Raw genomic sequence first — 16,885 nt, forward strand, 5'->3', positions numbered from 1 at the left:
ACGCCGGCTCCACAGCCCCCGAAGGCCGGATCGTTTCAAAACGGACGCGGCCGGAGGAAGCGCGTAAGTATGCGGGTTTCGCTTCCTCACGCAAGCCCAAAGAGGGCGTTTGGCACAAGCATTTCTTGCTGAATCTTCACATTCGTAGGCAGATGGGGCTGTGACGACGATTTTTGCAGCCGATCGAGCCCGCAAAAACCGCACCATCGACATGACAAGCACGCTTTCGCTTGACGGTTTTTGTCTGGCCGTTGGGATTTGCCACCCGAAGTTTGAGTTCGTGAATCGCAGCGTCGCCTAATGCGTCATTGCCGCGAAAACGCCCTTTTCTGCCCTGCCAATCCATAATCCGATCGGGGTTTCGCCACACGGACGCAGCCGTTTGCGAAGCACGGCGGGGTCGTGCCCGCTGCCGCGTACCTTGATCCGATCGGCATAGTGGTTTCGCTGACGCAATTCGCGGCGAAGTTTTCGTTCATCACAGCTTCCCGACCAAATGACTTTGCCAACCGACGCGATTGCTTGGATTTTTTCCAAACTTGCATCATCGATATCACCCTCGTGGGTCAAAAATCCAGTGGGACCACCCAGCGTTTTCAGCCCGTAGGTGCGAGCAAAGAACTCGGTCAGCCCCGCCGCGCGAACCGCTGCGTCAGGATCAATGATCCACCGACCCGGCGTTTTGGCCGAAGCGACGCGGACCGAATCAAGTTCGCCCGCCGGTGTGTCGCCCGCGTCAAATCGCGAGTAGCTTCCATCGCTGCGAACCGCAAAGGCGGAAACCGAACCAGAGTGCAGTTCGGCTCGCTGCAGGGCATCCCCAAAGACAAGCGATTGTTCTCGGACGCTGCCCGAGAGCGAAATCCAGGCTCGATGCGTGGATGCACCAAGGTCGATCTTGGCTGCCGGTGCCAATTTGATGATGGCAGCCGGAGCCGCTTCGATCCGTGGCAAAATCTGTGGCAGCGAGGGTTGGTAGTCGTCCGGGCGAGTGGTGCGTTTGCCGTCGGCACGTCGATCGGGATCAATATGGATCGCGGCCTCCGCAGGAATTTCGATGTTTAGCACGTCTTCGCATGCCGTCTCGATCATGGTCGCCGTGCCAGGATCCTCAGGCATCGCTTTGCGAAGATTCGCCGCCGTGTACGGCTGGATCACCGGATCCATGTCGACCGCGACCACGCCGCCATGAGGCGCACGGCGGCGGGCTAGTTCCAATGCGTCACCCCCGATACCGCAGCACAGATCGTAGACCAAATGATTGCCGAACCAGCTCGATTTCAGCTTTGCGACCTGCCACGCGGTGGCTTGCTGCAACGCACGGTCGGTGGCCCACCAAATACCCTCACCCAATTTTTGTCGAGCTTTACGCTGCAATCGGGCAATCGCAATCAATTCATAGAATGCATCGCTGCCAAATTGATGCCGCAGCCGTTTTGCGACCTTGGCGTCCGAGCCGGCGGGCGTTGATGACGCGAGTTCTTCGATCGCCGCTTCGTAAGCGGCGATCTGCTCGTCTTGAATGCTGTCTCGTATCGACATTTGGCTTTCGTAGCTACGCTCGCCAGAGCGTGGATGGTGGGCATTTGGGTTTCGTAGCTACGTTCACCAGAGCGTGGATGGTGGGCGTCCAATGCGAATCACCACCTTCTGGCGAAGGTAGCTACCAGAAGAGGCTTCACAGCGTTGGCAAAAACTGCGCAATCCGGGTCACAGCAGACGCAGGATGTCGTTGGCGAACACCACCACCATCAATAGCAGGATCATCAAGACGCCTGCCATCGTTAGCCGCATCTCGAGCTGTTCATTCAGCTTTTTGCCTCGAATGGCTTCGGCGATCAAGAACATCATGTGCCCCCCATCAAGTGCGGGAATCGGCAGGAAGTTTAAGATGGCTAGGTTCATGCTAAGCATCGTCAAGAACAGCAATTGAGGCGAGATGCCTCGCTCGGCTTCCTGTTTTGCCAAATCCATGATCGCCAATGGCCCGCCGACGTGACGCATCTTCACGCGACCTTGCGTGGCCATTCGCAAAAAGCGGAACACGTCTCGCAAGCGTCGTTCGGCTTCGCGGAGCCCGAGTGACAGCGCGTCCGTCACCGAAGTGGCTCGTTGAATGGATTCGCTGGCGGTCAGTCCAAGTCCGCGTTCGAACCAAACCCGGTCGTCTTGCTGCACGGTGACCTGCGTTTCAATCACGCGTCCTTTGGGAGATCGCGTCGCGAGCACCTGCAGTTGGGTGCCTTCGGGCAGGTACTGAATCGTTTCGATCAGCGAACCCCATGGGGTCGGGCCGTCCTTTTCCCAGCCTTCACGCAACTGAGCGACCAAGGGTTCGAATTCTGGATTCGGTAGCGGTGACAGCAATTCGCTGTCGGGAGTGATCAAGCGAATCTCTTGAATTTCGTCGCCGGGCTGCAACTCAAGCTCGGAATTTGCCGCGTCGTCGGCCAGCAAATTCGGCAGCACGCTGGCCACCGTCGGCAGCGGGCGGAAAGAGAATCCAAAGCGATTGATCGCGATTTCGCCGGAAATTTGCGAATCGGGAGCGTGCGTTTGCAGCGCGTCTTGCGGCGTCAACTCGACCTCGATCGTCCGCGCTTCCTCGCCTTCGCCACGCTGCAGCGTCATCGTGATCGGTTCTTTGGCCGAGATCAGTTCCAGCGGTAATTTGTAGGCATCGATCTCGGTGTCGCCGTTGATTGCGGTGATCACATCGCCAATTTGGACCCCTGCCTTTGCGGCCACCCCTTCGTCGACCAATCCGGTGATCGGGCTGATGGCCCATCGGGCACCGAGCATTTTGGCTTGTTGCGGTGGCAAATCGACTTGGTGCGTGCTGCCATCGACTCGCTCGAGCGTTAGCGAGATCGTTTTGGTGGGGTTGGAGTACAGGTAGTTGAAGAACGGCGTCGAGGGGACGATCAAGTCGTTGTTGACCTTCTTTCCGTCATAGGCAACGATTTTCGCCCCCGCATCTTCGTCGCTCAGCACCGTGGCTGCGATACTGCCAGGCATCGCGACGGTTTTCGAACTGAATTCAAGCGAGGTGGGGCTGACGATCCCGATCATTCGCACATCGGCGTTTTCGGGGTGAGAAGCCGTTTTTAGGTTGTATTTGCGAACTCCCTCGTCATAGCGAATGGCCAAGCTGATGGGCTTTTCGGGGTTGTCCAGCCCCTCGGTCAAAATCGCCATTCGCATTTCACGGAAATGCATTTGGTCGTCGGTCAAACCGCCGACCGACACGACTTGCCCGCCCGGTTCGATGCCTGCCTGCCACGCCGGACCGCCAGGGGTCACGCCGCCGATGATCGACGGGTTGTACGTCACGCCGTAGCCGTAGGCGATCGCGGCAAACAGGACGCCAGTGATCAAATTCATCACGACGCCGGCGCTGATGATGATCATCCGTTGCCAAACCGCTTTGGCGGGGAAGCTGCGTGGATCGAGCTTTTCAGGAGCCGCGTCGTCACTTTCGTCGTCCGCTTCGGCGGCGTCCTGTTTCATTCGAATCCGCTTTGCTTCTTCTTCGGCTTTGCGAGGATCGTCGTCCTGGCCAAGCATTTTGACGTAACCGCCCAGCGGGATGATGCCGATCCCGTATTCGGTTTCGCCGTATTGAAATTTGCCAAGCGTGCGTGGAAATTTGATCGGGCCGATCTGGATGGGAACATCAAATCCGACGTAGAACTTTTCGCATTTCACGCCAAATGATTTGGCAGCGACGAAGTGCCCGAGTTCGTGAACGAAAATCACTAACCCAATGCCCAACGCGACCAAGCCCCATTGCCACACTTGGGTCGCCAAGAAAGTAAGTACGCCAGCTTCGTCGGTGGCAGCCAACGGCAAAAATTGGGCAAGTAAATCGATAAACATATTTAGTTAGGTTTTAGGTTGCATATTGTTTGCGGACTTCGGCACGAGCCCATCGATCCAGTTCCAACAGCCGAGTTAACGACGGTTGCGGCTCGAAATGATGGTGTTCCAAAGCCCGGCGGCACGCGGGCACGATGTCAGTAAAGCGAATTTTTCCTTCCAGGAACAGACCGACCGCTTCTTCGTTGGCGGCGTTGACCACCGAACCGGCGGTTCCTCCGACGCGGGCGACCTCGAAACCAAGTTCCAATGCCGGAAATCGTTCGCGGTCCACCGGCTGCAGCGTCAGATCCCATTGTCGCGTGCGGTCCAGCGCCGGCGTCTCGCACGCCAAGCGGCGGGGGTAGGTCAACGCATATTGAATTGGCAGCCGCATGTCCGGGGGACTCATTTGTGCCATCACCGATCCATCTTCGAATTCCACCATCGAATGGATGATCGATTGAGGATGGACCACCACTTCGATCGATTCTGCGGGGATATCGAACAGCCAACGCGCCTCGATGACCTCGAGCGCCTTGTTCATCATCGTTGCCGAATCGATCGTAATTTTAGGGCCCATATCCCAAGTTGGATGGTTCAGTGCCAATTCGGGCGTGGCGTCCTGCATCTGTCGGATCGATGCATTGCGAAACGGGCCGCCGCTTGCCGTCAGGATCAATTTGCGAGGCTTGCAAGTGTTTTCGCTGGCGGAACCGCGTTCTTTGTCTCCCAGGCACTGAAAAATCGCAGAATGTTCGCTGTCGACCGGCAACACCTCCGCTCGCGATCCACTTGATGCCATGTTGCTCAACGTCGCTTGCACAAGCGAACCAGCAACGACCAACGTTTCTTTGTTCGCCAGCGCAACCCGTTTGCCGCTTTCGATCGCCGCCAAAGTGCTTTCCAGCCCAGCGCGACCGACAATCGCGGCCACGACAACATCGACTTCGGGGGCCGAGGCGATTTCGACGAGCGCCTCGGCTCCGGTTTTGATTTGAGTGTTGGCAAGCGTCGAGCCCGCTGCAAATTCGGTGGCGGATTTGGGATCCGACAGCACGATCTGGTGGGGGGGGCATTTGAACTGTCCCGCTAACTCACCCAACAGTTGGACGTTGCGGTGTCCCGAGGCAGCCCACAAGTTCCACGTCTTGGTTTCGTCGATCCGGTCCAAATGATGCAAAACGTCGATCGTTGCGGTGCCAATGCTGCCGGTCGCACCAAGGACCGCCACATTGACGGTCGGCAGTGAAGGCGATCCAGAGGTGTCCTGTTTGTCCAAAGTAGCGGGTCCCGAACCAGTTTCGGCTAGAGGGCGGGCAGAGGAAGCTTCGTCAGAGTTCGCTGGCACGAGAATTTTTTGGTCGAAGAAGGGGGTTTTCAGTGCAAGACGAGTGAACGATTACGGCGTTGACGAAGTAGTCAAAAAGACGCAAACGGTGGTGATCGCCGGACTTCCGGAACCTTCGTTACGATCGATCTCCCCATCTGGTTCCGCCCAACATAGGCTTGCCGTTGGACGTGGGCAATCAAACAATACGTAATAAAATACTGTTCAACGCATCATCTCGTCTGTTTTTTGTGGGTGCAAGCGATCCGATGGCCTCGTCGATTTGTCTCGATGTCGCCCCTCTCGATCGGCTGGCAAGCTGAAAGCTTACCCCACTTTTTCGACGTAATGACATACGAAATCTTTAAAATCGAGTCCCCTCTCTGGTAACGCAATGACCGACGATAAGCGAAAGAAATCGAGCAGCAACGAACCACGAAGCGGCGGAAATATGTGGTTGGTGCTCGCGGCGATCGTCTCCGCCGTGCTTTTGAGTACGTTTTTATTTAGTAATAACAGCCACAGGCTACGCTATCCGGACCTCCTGGTCCTGCTGCAAAAGGAAGCGGAAGCCCGCAAATCCGAGTCGTCGGCGGCGGCCGCAGGGGAGACGTCCGAGAAATCCGATTCCCAGTCGGCTGCGGCGAATTCGTCCGACGCAGATACGTCCGATGCGGAACCGTCGGACACGGATCCGGCCGCCGCGGAGCCGTCCGCTGCGGATGTCGCCAGAGCCAGCGACGATGGGCAATCCGAATCGTCCACCGCGGATCCACGGACGTTGGTGGTTTCGTCGATCAATGATCCCACGAAGAAAGTCGAATACAGTCGCCCGCAATACATCAAGGTGTCCGAAGAAAAGATCACTGGCACCGTGATGTATCGTCCGCTGGGGACCAAACCGGCGGTCAAGCCCGAGGCGATTCAATTCGAAACCATTCACGCTTCGGGGAACGAAACCGAGGATCGTCGGCTTGCCGAATTGTTGACCGCTTCGGGCGTGATTTGGGACAACGATCGTCCTAGTCGCTTTTTCGAGCAACATTGGCCCGAGCTGTTGATGATCGGCGTCTTGGTGATGCTTGGCATCATGATGCTGCGGCGGATTGGCGGCGTGGGTTCCCCGATGTCCTTTTCGCGAAGTCGTGGAAAGTTGTACGGTCAAGAAGAATTGCCGTTGACGTTTGCCGACGTGGCGGGGATCGAAGAAGCGGTCGACGAGGTGCGTGAAGTCGTCGACTTTTTGAAAAACAGTGACAAATATCAATCGCTTGGCGGCCGCATTCCCAAGGGAGTGCTGTTGGTTGGCCCTCCCGGGACCGGCAAAACGTTGCTCGCCAAAGCGATTGCAGGCGAAGCCGGGGTGCCGTTTTTCAGTCTTTCCGGTAGCGACTTTGTCGAAATGTTCGTCGGTGTCGGTGCGGCTCGCGTCCGAGACATGTTCCAACAAGCGACCAGCCGGGCGCCTTGCATTATCTTTATCGACGAGTTGGACGCATTGGGAAAAAGCCGCAGCGGCAGCGTCGTCGGCGGGCATGATGAACGCGAACAAACGCTCAACGCGTTGTTGGTCGAGATGGATGGTTTTGATTCCAACTCGGGAGTGATCATTGTCGCGGCCACCAACCGACCGGAAACCTTGGATCCCGCGCTGCTGCGTCCGGGACGATTCGATCGACACGTCTTGGTCGATCGCCCCGATGTCGCTGGTCGCGAAGAAATCTTGAAAGTCCACGTCAAAAATGTGCGGTTGGACGAGAAGGTGGAACTACGCGACATCGCGTCAATCACGCCCGGTTTTGTCGGAGCCGATTTGGCCAACCTCGTCAACGAGGCGGCGCTGTTGGCCGCGCGGGCGGAAAAACAAACGGTGGGAATCGAGCAGTTCAATGAAGCGGTTGAACGAGTGACGGCTGGTTTGGAAAAGAAGAATCGCGTCATGAACGAAGACGAAAAAATTCGTGTCGCGTATCACGAAGCCGGACATGCGATCGTCGCAGCGGCACTGCCCAATACCGATCCCGTTCACAAAGTCAGCATCATTCCGCGTGGCTTGGCCGCATTGGGGTACACGATGCAGCGTCCCGAGTCGGATCGCTATTTGATGACCAAGACCGAATTGGAAAGCAACATGAAAGTGTTGTTGGCCGGAACGTTGACCGAAGAAATGACGTTCCAAGACATCAGCACCGGAGCCCAGAATGATTTGGAACGCTGTACCGAGATTGCACGCAGCATGGTGATGGATTACGGGATGAGCCGGATGGGGCGGATCAATTTTCGCCGCAGTTCGCGATCCGCGTTTTTGGCTAGCAGTGGTGGCGACGGCTACCAAATGAACCACAGCGAAGAAATGGCCAAGATGATCGACAAAGAAGTCGCGCGGATCATCGAAGACGCCCTGGCGCAAACTCGCGAGATTCTCGAACAACGCCGCGAGGTGCTCGAAGCGGTCACGCAGCGACTGCTGGATGTCGAGGCGATCGACAGTGACGAGTTGATGCGGTTGATCAAAGAGAATTCACGCGGACCATGGCTGGTTCCCGGGACCGTCACCGAAAAACCAAGGGCGGTGATGCCATCGGTCGACGGTGACAAAGCGAAAGCCGAAGCCCCGTAAATCGGATCACGCGTGAACCGGATTGCCACAGGATCCTGATGTCACGGGATCCGGATTGTCACGGGATCCTGCGGCATACAATGTTTTTACATTGTTTTGAATCACGGCGAACCATTCCTCGTGGCAAACATGGTTTGATGTCCTTCGTAAGCAATCGCGGTTTCGTTGCGATTGCGTCGCGTTCCTAGTGCAGGAGGATTTCGTCATGTTCCATCAAGTTCGCAGTCTTTGGGGGCTGGCCGTCATCGCATCGGCCCTTCTTTTGGCGGCCCCGGTGGCTTCCGCGGGGCAGGTTGGATTGGATGTCGGTGTGTCCAGTCCGACGATGCAAGCGGGCGAGAAATCGACCAACTATATCCGCATCGCCCTCAGTGGTGCCGCACTACTGCAATCCGACAAACGGCCTCCGGTCAATGTCGCCATCGTGATCGATACCAGCGGGTCGATGAGCGGCGAAAAGATTGTGCAGGCTCGCAATGCTGCAATCGCCGCGATCAATCGGCTGCACGACTCGGATATCGTGTCGGTCGTCCTGTACAACTCGTCAACCGAAGTGTTGGTGCCAGCGACCAAGGCAACCGATCGAAAATCGATCGTTGCCAAAATCCGCGGAATCCGTGCCGGAGGCAATACGGCGTTGTTCGCGGGCGTCAGCAAAGGGGCCGCCGAAGTTCGCAAGTTCCTCGGGTCCGATTCGGTCAATCGTGTGATTTTGCTTTCCGATGGGATCGCCAACGTTGGCCCCAAGAGCCCGCGTGAATTGGAACGGCTCGGCGCGTCGCTCGTCAAAGAAGGGATCAGCGTTAGCACGCTAGGGCTGGGGCTGGGGTACAACGAAGACTTGATGAGCAAATTGGCCACCGCCGGAAGCGGCAACCATATTTTTGTCGAATCGGCCGACGATCTGATTGCGGTCTTCAACAGCGAGTTCAAAGATCTGATGAGTGTCGTCGCATGCGACTTCGAGATCGTCGCCACGGTGGCTTCGGGCGTTCGTCCGGTACGCGTCTTGGGCACGCAAGCTGATATCGTTGGCAATACCATTCACATTCCGCTGGCTCAATTGTATTCGCGGCAAGAGCGTTACTTTGTTTTGGAAGTCGAAGTGGATGCGGGCGAAGCGGGCCAATCACGTCCGCTGGTTGATGTATCGGTGAAGTATCAAAACATGACCTCCGAAACGATGGACAAACTAACCAGCAGTATCGCCGTGCGTTTCAGTGACGAGAGTGCCGAAGTCCAGCGAGATCGCGATCTGGAAACGTATGCTTATTGTGCGGTTCAGATCGCCAATGAAAACAACATCCGAGCAACAGCGCTGCGTGATGCCGGGCAGATCGATGATGCAAAGGAACTGCTTAACCATAACGCAAAGATGCTGCTGCAGTGTGCAACGGAATGTAAAACCAACAACGTCGATTTCGTCGTCCCCGAACTCCAAAAGAATATCGAAGTAAATCGATACCAAGCGGAAAACGTCGATAACAATCGCGACTGGGCACGGAACCGCAAAGTCATGCGGGGATACCAGAACGAAGTTCAAGCCCAGCAATCCTATCCGATCGAAGTGCCGAAGAAGTAGTCGCACCGCAGCAACGTAAGCAACGAGGCGTTGGCGTTTTGACTAAAATCGAATACGGATCGCCAAACCCTCGTCCGCTACCTGTCGTTTCTCTCTTGCCCGATTGCTCATGACGCACCGGCTTCTGATCGCATTGATCGCGTTGATCGCCGCGCCGCTGGTGCTGCTGGGGTGGGGAACCTCGTCACTACTTCGCCGTCAACGCGAAACCGCTCAGCAGCAATTGCACACCGTGCTACAATCTCGCTTGCTTGAAATCGATCAATCGCTATCCGAAGTCCTCGCCGGACACGCGCGGCGGATCAGCGCGGCGCTGGATCGCCCCGGCAATCCGATCAGCAGGTTTGAACAAATCACGCGACACGATCCGGTCGTTCGCCAATGTTTTTTTGCCAATGCAAAAGGCGTGATTGTTTATCCGCCCAAACCAGTTGCTGAGGATCCCGAGGCGATTGCCATTTATGCGGCGTTGCCGGCAATCATCGCGAGTAACCCGGGGCTCGAAATCAGTGAACTGGATCGTCCCAGCGGCGATGTCTCGACCAAACTGCAACCAACGCGATCGCAACCGCCGCAGTCAAAGTCTGGCGGCAAATCCGCCGCCAAGCCTGCGGCCACGACGGTGCGGTGGCAGGTCTGGTACATGGATGAGGGCAGCCAATTGATTCTGTGGCTATTGAAAAGCAACGGCGATTCGATTGGCGTGTTGTTGGAACGTGCCCGTTGGGTTTCCGAACTAATTGCGGCGCTGCCAGACGCCAAGTCGGTTGCGATCGCCAACCCTGCCGTGACGAAAACGTCCGCGACGCAAGCCGATTCAATCAGTTGTACTTCGCTGGTCGACGAAGCGGGCCAAATCGTCTACCGCTGGGGCAGCGATCTTGAAACCGCCGATGATCCGATCGCGGTCGTGCCGCTTTCGCCACCCTTGTCGAGTTGGCAACTTCAATACAACAACGCGTCTCCCTTGCTTCCTGAGTCTGGTTCCCTCGCAACGATGCTGTCGATCTCAGGGTTGGCGGTCATGTTGTTGGCGTTGGGGGCGTACGTGATGACCAGTGTCCAGCGTCAAATGCATGTCGCCCGCAGTCGCGTCAGCTTTGCTGGTCAGGTGTCACACGAGTTGCGGACGCCGTTGACCAATATCCGCTTGTACGCCGAACTGGCCGAATCCGACTTAGAGAACTTGCCTGAGGGGGACACTCGAGAAACGATCGGGCGACGATTGCGGGTGATCGACAGCGAGAGTCGGCGGTTGGGACGATTGGTTTCGGGGGTCTTGGAAATGGTGCGTGACGAACGCAATGTTCGTGCTCCGTCTCGCAAGCCTACCGATGTCGACAAACTAATCGACCAAACGTTGGCCCAGTTTGCACCGCGTTTCGATACGTTGGGAATCGAGGTCCAGCGGGATGCCGATGCTGCAGGGCCGCTTTGTGTGGATCCTGATATCATTGAAATGGTGCTGGTCAATCTGCTCAGCAACGTCGAAAAATATGCTGCTTCGGGAAAGTACGTTCGCGTGGCCTCATCGATCGAGGGAAACGAGTTGGTGGTCACGGTCACGGATCGAGGCCCAGGGATCCCGCGGCGTTATCATCGCAAAATCTTTCGTCCCTTCTTTCGCTTGGATGATTCGATTCATGCACCCAGCGGAACGGGGATTGGGTTGGCGATCGCCAAGCTTGCCGCTCAGCGACACGCAGGGCGATTAACGATCGAAAATGTCGACGTCGGAACCCAATTTGAATTGCGAGTCGCGGTCGATGCACGTCGCTGCGATCGCAGCGGGACATGATCGTTCCTTAGCCACCCAATGCACTACTATTAGCAAGCCGATGCAACTGAAAATCTTGATTGCCGAAGATGATCCTCATACTCGTGCCGCGCTTGCTGAAATCTTGCGAACCGAAGGGCACTCGGTCGCCGAAGCCGCCGATGGGCACCAGGCAAAATGTTTGTTCGATCGCGACCGGCCGCAATTCGCCTGTTTGGACGTGATGATGCCGGGGCTAAGTGGGTATGACCTTTGTCGTCATTTCCGCAGCCTCGATCCGGCCATGCCGATCTTGTTTATCACCGCCAAGGCCGAAGAGATCGACAAGGTCGTCGGACTCGAGTTAGGCGCCGATGACTACATCGCCAAACCATTTGGCGCCAAAGAAGTGGTGGCTCGAATCCGGGCGATTGCCCGGCGAAGTGTCCCAGGATTCGAGCTGGCTGCCACAGCCGTGTCACTTCCCGAGAATGATTTTCAGATGGGGGCACTGCACGTCATGCCAAAGAAGATGCGTGCGACGCGAGGCAACGCGACGATCGAATTGACGCTCCGTGAGCTGCGGATCTTGCAGTTGCTCGCCAGCAAGCCAGGCGAAGTGGTGGACCGCGACGAGCTCTTTCGCATCGCTTGGCAAGAAACTCATCCGCTCAATACAAGAACGCTCGACCAAACCATCAGCCAATTGCGAAAGCGAATCGAAGCCGACCCGAAACAGCCGCAAATCATCCAAACCGTCTACGGCGTCGGCTATCGGTTCGAGCCCTAAATGCACGTTCCAACGCGACTTAGCCCTCTCCAATCGACGCAACGAAAGCGAACTCATCACCGGAGCAGGAAACCAAAGAACGCTCGACCATCCTGCGGTATCCGATCTTCCTGCCCCACACATTTTCCTGCCCAACTAAAGAACCAACGATGCCATCGGCGATACAACGCCGCTGTTCTTTCGTCACTTACTTCCACCGTGCTTCGTCAGCGCCGCCATCGCGGCGGGCAGGAATATGGGAGGGGCAGGAAAATGAAGAACGCTCAATCATCCTGCGGTATCCGATCTTTTTGCCAAAAATAATCCCCACCGACGCCGCTGGTCCGTCGTCTCAAGTTTTCATCACAATCGATCAGCGCCACCAAGTTGACCAATTGAAAACCGCTTCCGCATTTCAAAATGCGGACACGGGTGCATTGGGTTGATGCATTCGCTTGGCATGGCCGGTTACCGAATTGGCGTCGATCGGCTGCCAGTAGCAAAGACGGTGAGCGAAGCTACGAGGTCCCCGCGTTGCTCACGTAATTGAAGATACGGGTGTGGACAACCATCCTATAGCCGAACCAGTAGGAAACGATTGGCGTCCAGGCGAGATAATTCCAGTAGGATTGAGCTAATTATACTAGAATATGGCATATGACACTCGCTATTTCTGCGGTTACGGCGACGTAAGACCGTTACAACCCGAATAAAGTCGCAGAAAATGATGTTAATATCGTCTTTTGCCTTTATGGCTTCGAGTTCTCGATCCCAAGCCACAATTGATCTGAAAGAGTTTAAAGTATAAGGAACCACCCTCTGGAGAGTTTGCTATGCCCGGTCCAATTGGTTTTTGCCGCTTGAAGGTTACCGGTCTATTGGCGACTCGACTGGGTTGCGTGTCCGCTTTTCTCTTTCTGCTCGTCAACGACGCATTGGTCTCGGGCGTCGAGATCGCACCCACATCGACTTCGGCGGCCGGCAGTACACGCAATGCGTCTGTGCCGGAATCCTCGCTGCGTGCGAGCGTTTCAAAAGGAACCGCTGCGATTAGTTCGGTGCATCCGCTTGGATCTTCATTGGCGACCACCACCTTTGAATCGCTGGATCAATCGGTCCAAATCGATAGTGATTTTTGTGGAGGACGTTTGAACGAGTGTTTTGAAATTACACCCACTCGATTCCAATTGGTGGTGCGTCCCGAACGCAAACCGATCAACAATAGCGCATGGTATGCGTTCCGGATTCGTTCGCATACACCGAAAAGCATTAAGGTGCACCTGAGTTATCAAGGGGGCACGCATCGATACACGCCGCGAATCAGTAACGATGGGGTCGTGTGGCGTGATGGGCAACACCTTGTGTCGTCGGTGCATCCCAGTGGATGCGAGGTGGTGTTGCAGATGGATGTGGGCCCCGACGTGTTGTGGGTCTCGGCGCAAGAGTTGATTTCCAACGCAGACACCGAGCGATGGACCGACGAATTGGCGATGCTTCCACACGTCACCCGCTCAGTGTGTGGAACCAGCGTTCAGGGGCGACCGATTTCCAAATTGGTCATCGGCGATCCGCAAGCGGAATCGCCCGGTTACGTCTTTATCATGGGACGGCTGCATCCACCGGAAACCACCGGTGCGATTGGGTTGATGCGGTTTGCCGAGTCGATCGCAGCGGACAGCGAGTTGACGGAGCAGTTTCGCCGCTCGTTCCACGTAGTCGTCGTGCCCAATGCAAATCCCGACGGAGTGGAGTTAGGGCGATGGCGATGCAACGCCAACAGTGTCGATTTGAACCGTGATTGGGGACTGTTCCGACAGCCGGAAACCCGCGTGTTGCGGCAAGAGCTGTTGGATCTGAAAACGCGTGGTCGCGAATCGCTGTACCTTGTGCTCGATTTTCATTCGACGTACGAAGACGTGTTTTATTTGACCGAAGACGTTGATGATGCGTTTCCTAAGAATTTCACCGCAACCTGGTTGAATCGATTCGATCAACGATTGCCCTCGTATGAGGTGAATCTCGACAAAACACACAATTCCAAACGAACGACCTCGAAAGCCTGGGTCGATCGGGTGCTCAATGTCGCCGCGGTCACTTACGAGTTTGGTGACAATACCGATCGTGATGAGATCGCCCGTTTGTCGCAAATCAGCGCCGAGGAAATGATGCGAACGCTGCTCAGTTATCGCGAGCGTGATCGCTCGTTCTAACGGCCTTCGCGTAACCGGTAGCCCAGAAAATTATCTAGCTCGGGTTCCGCTTCAATCTCTTTGACCGTTTCTTCGATGTCGTATTCGACACGGCGAAATTCAACCGCTTGTTCGTCGTACAGCACGTAGCAGCTTCGCGGATCGCCGTCACGCGGTTGGCCTACACTACCGACGTTGATCATCAAACGTTGGGATTTGTCGGTGACCGAATAGCCGCCGGCCAATTCCATTGGCCGGATGAACCGCATGTCAGGGGTAAAAATGCCCGGCACGTGAGTGTGCCCTTGGAAACAGAGGTGCGGGATCATGGAAAATAGCTTTTCCATTTTCTTGCCGTTCTGAGTGTCCTCGGGAAAGACGTACTCGTTGGTGGGGCTGCGAGGCGACCCGTGCACAAACAACACGCCCCCTTCGCGGACGGTGCGAGGCAGTTTGCACAGGAATTCCATTCGCCGTCGGCTTGCTTCGGGCCCGTCGCGGCCGCATTCCAGTTGAGCACGGGTCCAAAAGATTGCCTGTTCGGCGGCGACATTGAACCCCTCGGGGTCGAACAACGCACTGCTGTCGTGGTTGCCCAGCACACAAAAATCGAACTCGATCGCTTGGTCCAAGCATGCACAGGGTTGAGGACCATAACCCACGACGTCGCCGAGACACACGATGCGATCCACATTGAGGGATTGAACATCGGCAAGGACCGCTCGCAAAGCGGCAAGGTTACCGTGGATGTCACTAAGAATGGCGGTCCGGGTCAATTTAAAAACTCGAGTTGAAAACGAAAGAAACGGTCTGGCCAGCTAAGCATAATCGTCATCTTAACCCTAAAACCGATTTCGCGTCACCTAGAAGGCTTTCTATCGCCCGTGCTTCAGCCGATCACCCAATGCGTCAGACAAATCGGGAATCGCATAGATCTTGTTCGCCGTGACGTCACGATCGTAATCAACTCGCCGGTAGGTCACTGTTTTCGCCTCGCTATCGAGGATCGCATAACACGCTCGGTTGTCCTCGTCACGCGGTTGGCCGACGCTGCCCACGTTGATCAGCGCTTTGTTGGTGCCGATGTGGTAAACGTACTCGCATTCCTCGGGCGAAACGAACTCGCACTCGGTGGTGAAGATGCCTGGCAAATGGGTGTGTCCCATAAAGCAGACATGTTCGATTTTTGCGAACAGCATCTCCATTTTGCGTTGGTTGAAAATGTCTTCGGGAAAGACATATTCGTTGGTGGGGTCGCGGGGCGATCCATGGACGAAACGAAATTCGCCTTCATCGATTTGCCGCGGCAATTCACCCAAAAAATCCCATCGTGTATTGATCTGTTGGGCGGAACCCGGCCCGTTGTCCAATTGGTCACGCGTCCAATAGATCGCCTGAAGCGCCATCGGGTTGAACCCCTCGGGGTCAAATAACGCTGCCTGATCGTGGTTGCCAAGGATGGTCGAATGACAGCTCTTCATGACCAAATCGAGACATTCGCACGGATTGGGGCCGTAGCCAATGATGTCGCCAAGACAGTAAATCTCGTCGACAGGAATCGTCTTGATATCAGCCAACACTGCGTTCAGTGCTTCAAGATTTCCGTGAATGTCACTGATCAGCGCGCGTTTCACTAAATGACTCGGTGGTGGAAAGCAATGGAATCGGAAAGACGTTTACGTGCACGGAAATTCAGTGATCCAAGGTCTCGTCGCGGAGATCCGATCACCCTTCCTCTCACATTCGCCCCTTTGTGCAACAATTTGGATGCGAAGGCCAAGGCCGAAGTGTAGTTTAATGCGTTTTTTTTGGGCAATCCCATCAATTTCGCTTCTCGCAAAATTTCCAAACCCGCAGGGCCGTTCGGTCCGGCATTATCAAGTTTACCGAATCGGCTACATTGTGGGGATCATAGGCTCGGAAGCGGGACGCCATTTCGTCCATCTTTGGCTTGCCGTTAGCCCAAAATCGCAATCTCACTCGGTTCACGAACGTATCACAACCCATGACAGCTGGAATTTCTCGTGAATTGCCGATTCAATTGGCTATCGAAACCACGGGGCGGACCGGCTCGGCGGTGCTGATGTGCGGCGACCAAGTGTTGCGGCAAGGGCGGATGGGTGAGCAAATACGCACGGCCGCCGCCATCGGCCCCTGTCTCGATGAATTGCTGTCATGGTGCCGCAGCGAGAAAAAAACGATCGATTTTATTTCGGTCGCCGCCGGCCCTGGCTCCTTTACCGGGCTTCGCATCGGGGTCACGGCAGCAAAGATGTTCAGTTACGCCATGAAATTGCCGCTGGTGGCCGTTGATTCCTTGGCGTCGGTCGCGGCCGTGGTGTTTTGCGAAAACCCCAATCTGCAAACGCTGCGAGTCGGTTTGGATGCCTATCGAGGCCAGGTGTTTACCGGCCACTTGCACCGCAGCGACGTCTTGCCACCGCTCGACGCGATCCCCGCCGCGTGGACCCCCGTGCCATCGTCGGTCGAAATCGTCAGTGCCGAACAGTGGACCACGATCCTGGCGTCGCTCCACGAAGCGCAGGGACAACCCACGCAAGAAGTGGTCGCGGGCGATGCCAAACCGTTTGCCAAGTTCAGCGGAACGTTGTTGACTCGCTGCCAACCGGATGCATTTGGCGTCGGGTTGGTCGCACTGCGAGCCGCGAAGCAGTCGATCTTTACCGACCCGATGGCCTTGGTGCCCCGCTACCTCCGGCCCAGCGCTGCTGAAGAAAAGGCACAGACGCAGGAGTAAGACGCGCTACTCGCCGCGTGGCG

12 protein-coding genes are annotated in these 16,885 nt (G+C 56.1%); 7 read left to right on the forward strand and 5 right to left on the reverse strand.

The features are described from left to right. Positions 1 to 297: 297 nt before the first annotated feature. The 3 genes from ABEA92_RS14890 to dxr form a co-directional block, all read right to left on the reverse strand. A complete protein-coding gene (locus tag ABEA92_RS14890; protein WP_345684631.1) occupies positions 298 to 1,542 on the reverse strand; it encodes a class I SAM-dependent methyltransferase in 1,245 nt (414 codons plus the stop codon). Between the two features lie 168 nt (positions 1,543 to 1,710). Further along, positions 1,711 to 3,879, reverse strand: a complete 2,169-nt coding sequence (locus ABEA92_RS14895) for a site-2 protease family protein (RefSeq protein WP_345684632.1) — start codon at positions 3,877 to 3,879, stop codon at positions 1,711 to 1,713. A gap of 13 nt (positions 3,880 to 3,892) precedes the next feature. After that, the gene (dxr, locus tag ABEA92_RS14900) at positions 3,893 to 5,140 is read right to left on the reverse strand and encodes a 1-deoxy-D-xylulose-5-phosphate reductoisomerase (RefSeq protein WP_345684676.1); all 1,248 of its coding nucleotides are present in this window, start codon (positions 5,138 to 5,140) and stop codon (positions 3,893 to 3,895) included. Between the two features lie 442 nt (positions 5,141 to 5,582). Here dxr and ftsH point away from each other — a divergent pair, with 442 nt between their 5' ends. The 6 genes from ftsH to ABEA92_RS14930 all read left to right on the forward strand — a co-directional run bounded on the left by ftsH (position 5,583) and on the right by ABEA92_RS14930 (position 14,125). After that, positions 5,583 to 7,808, forward strand: a complete 2,226-nt coding sequence (gene ftsH / locus ABEA92_RS14905) for an ATP-dependent zinc metalloprotease FtsH (protein ID WP_345684633.1) — start codon at positions 5,583 to 5,585, stop codon at positions 7,806 to 7,808. A gap of 205 nt (positions 7,809 to 8,013) precedes the next feature. After that, on the forward strand, positions 8,014 to 9,390 hold the full coding sequence (locus tag ABEA92_RS14910) for a vWA domain-containing protein (protein ID WP_345684634.1): 1,377 nt from the start codon (positions 8,014 to 8,016) through the stop codon (positions 9,388 to 9,390). 109 nt (positions 9,391 to 9,499) lie between these two features. Then, positions 9,500 to 11,188: a sensor histidine kinase gene (locus ABEA92_RS14915; RefSeq protein WP_345684635.1), complete on the forward strand. Its 1,689-nt coding sequence runs from the start codon at positions 9,500 to 9,502 to the stop codon at positions 11,186 to 11,188. 40 nt (positions 11,189 to 11,228) lie between these two features. Beyond that, entirely contained in the window at positions 11,229 to 11,936 is a 708-nt protein-coding gene (locus ABEA92_RS14920; RefSeq protein ID WP_345684636.1) for a response regulator transcription factor, read from the forward strand. 149 nt (positions 11,937 to 12,085) lie between these two features. Continuing rightward, a complete protein-coding gene (locus ABEA92_RS14925) occupies positions 12,086 to 12,361 on the forward strand; it encodes a hypothetical protein (protein WP_345684637.1) in 276 nt (91 codons plus the stop codon). A 387-nt stretch (positions 12,362 to 12,748) separates the two neighbouring features. Continuing rightward, on the forward strand, positions 12,749 to 14,125 hold the full coding sequence (locus ABEA92_RS14930) for a M14 family metallopeptidase (protein ID WP_345684638.1): 1,377 nt from the start codon (positions 12,749 to 12,751) through the stop codon (positions 14,123 to 14,125). Here ABEA92_RS14930 and ABEA92_RS14935 read toward each other — a convergent pair. Together ABEA92_RS14935 and ABEA92_RS14940 are read right to left on the reverse strand one after the other, a co-directional pair. Then, positions 14,122 to 14,880, reverse strand: a complete 759-nt coding sequence (locus ABEA92_RS14935; protein ID WP_345684639.1) for a metallophosphoesterase family protein — start codon at positions 14,878 to 14,880, stop codon at positions 14,122 to 14,124. The genes ABEA92_RS14930 and ABEA92_RS14935 overlap by 4 nt on opposite strands. A gap of 99 nt (positions 14,881 to 14,979) precedes the next feature. Beyond that, on the reverse strand, positions 14,980 to 15,738 hold the full coding sequence (locus ABEA92_RS14940; protein WP_345684640.1) for a metallophosphoesterase family protein: 759 nt from the start codon (positions 15,736 to 15,738) through the stop codon (positions 14,980 to 14,982). Positions 15,739 to 16,109: 371 nt separating this feature from the next. Here ABEA92_RS14940 and tsaB point away from each other — a divergent pair, with 371 nt between their 5' ends. After that, positions 16,110 to 16,862: a tRNA (adenosine(37)-N6)-threonylcarbamoyltransferase complex dimerization subunit type 1 TsaB gene (gene tsaB, locus ABEA92_RS14945; protein WP_345684641.1), complete on the forward strand. Its 753-nt coding sequence runs from the start codon at positions 16,110 to 16,112 to the stop codon at positions 16,860 to 16,862. Positions 16,863 to 16,885: the final 23 nt, after the last annotated feature.

Source organism: Novipirellula caenicola (genome assembly GCF_039545035.1).
GTDB lineage: Bacteria > Planctomycetota > Planctomycetia > Pirellulales > Pirellulaceae > Novipirellula > Novipirellula caenicola.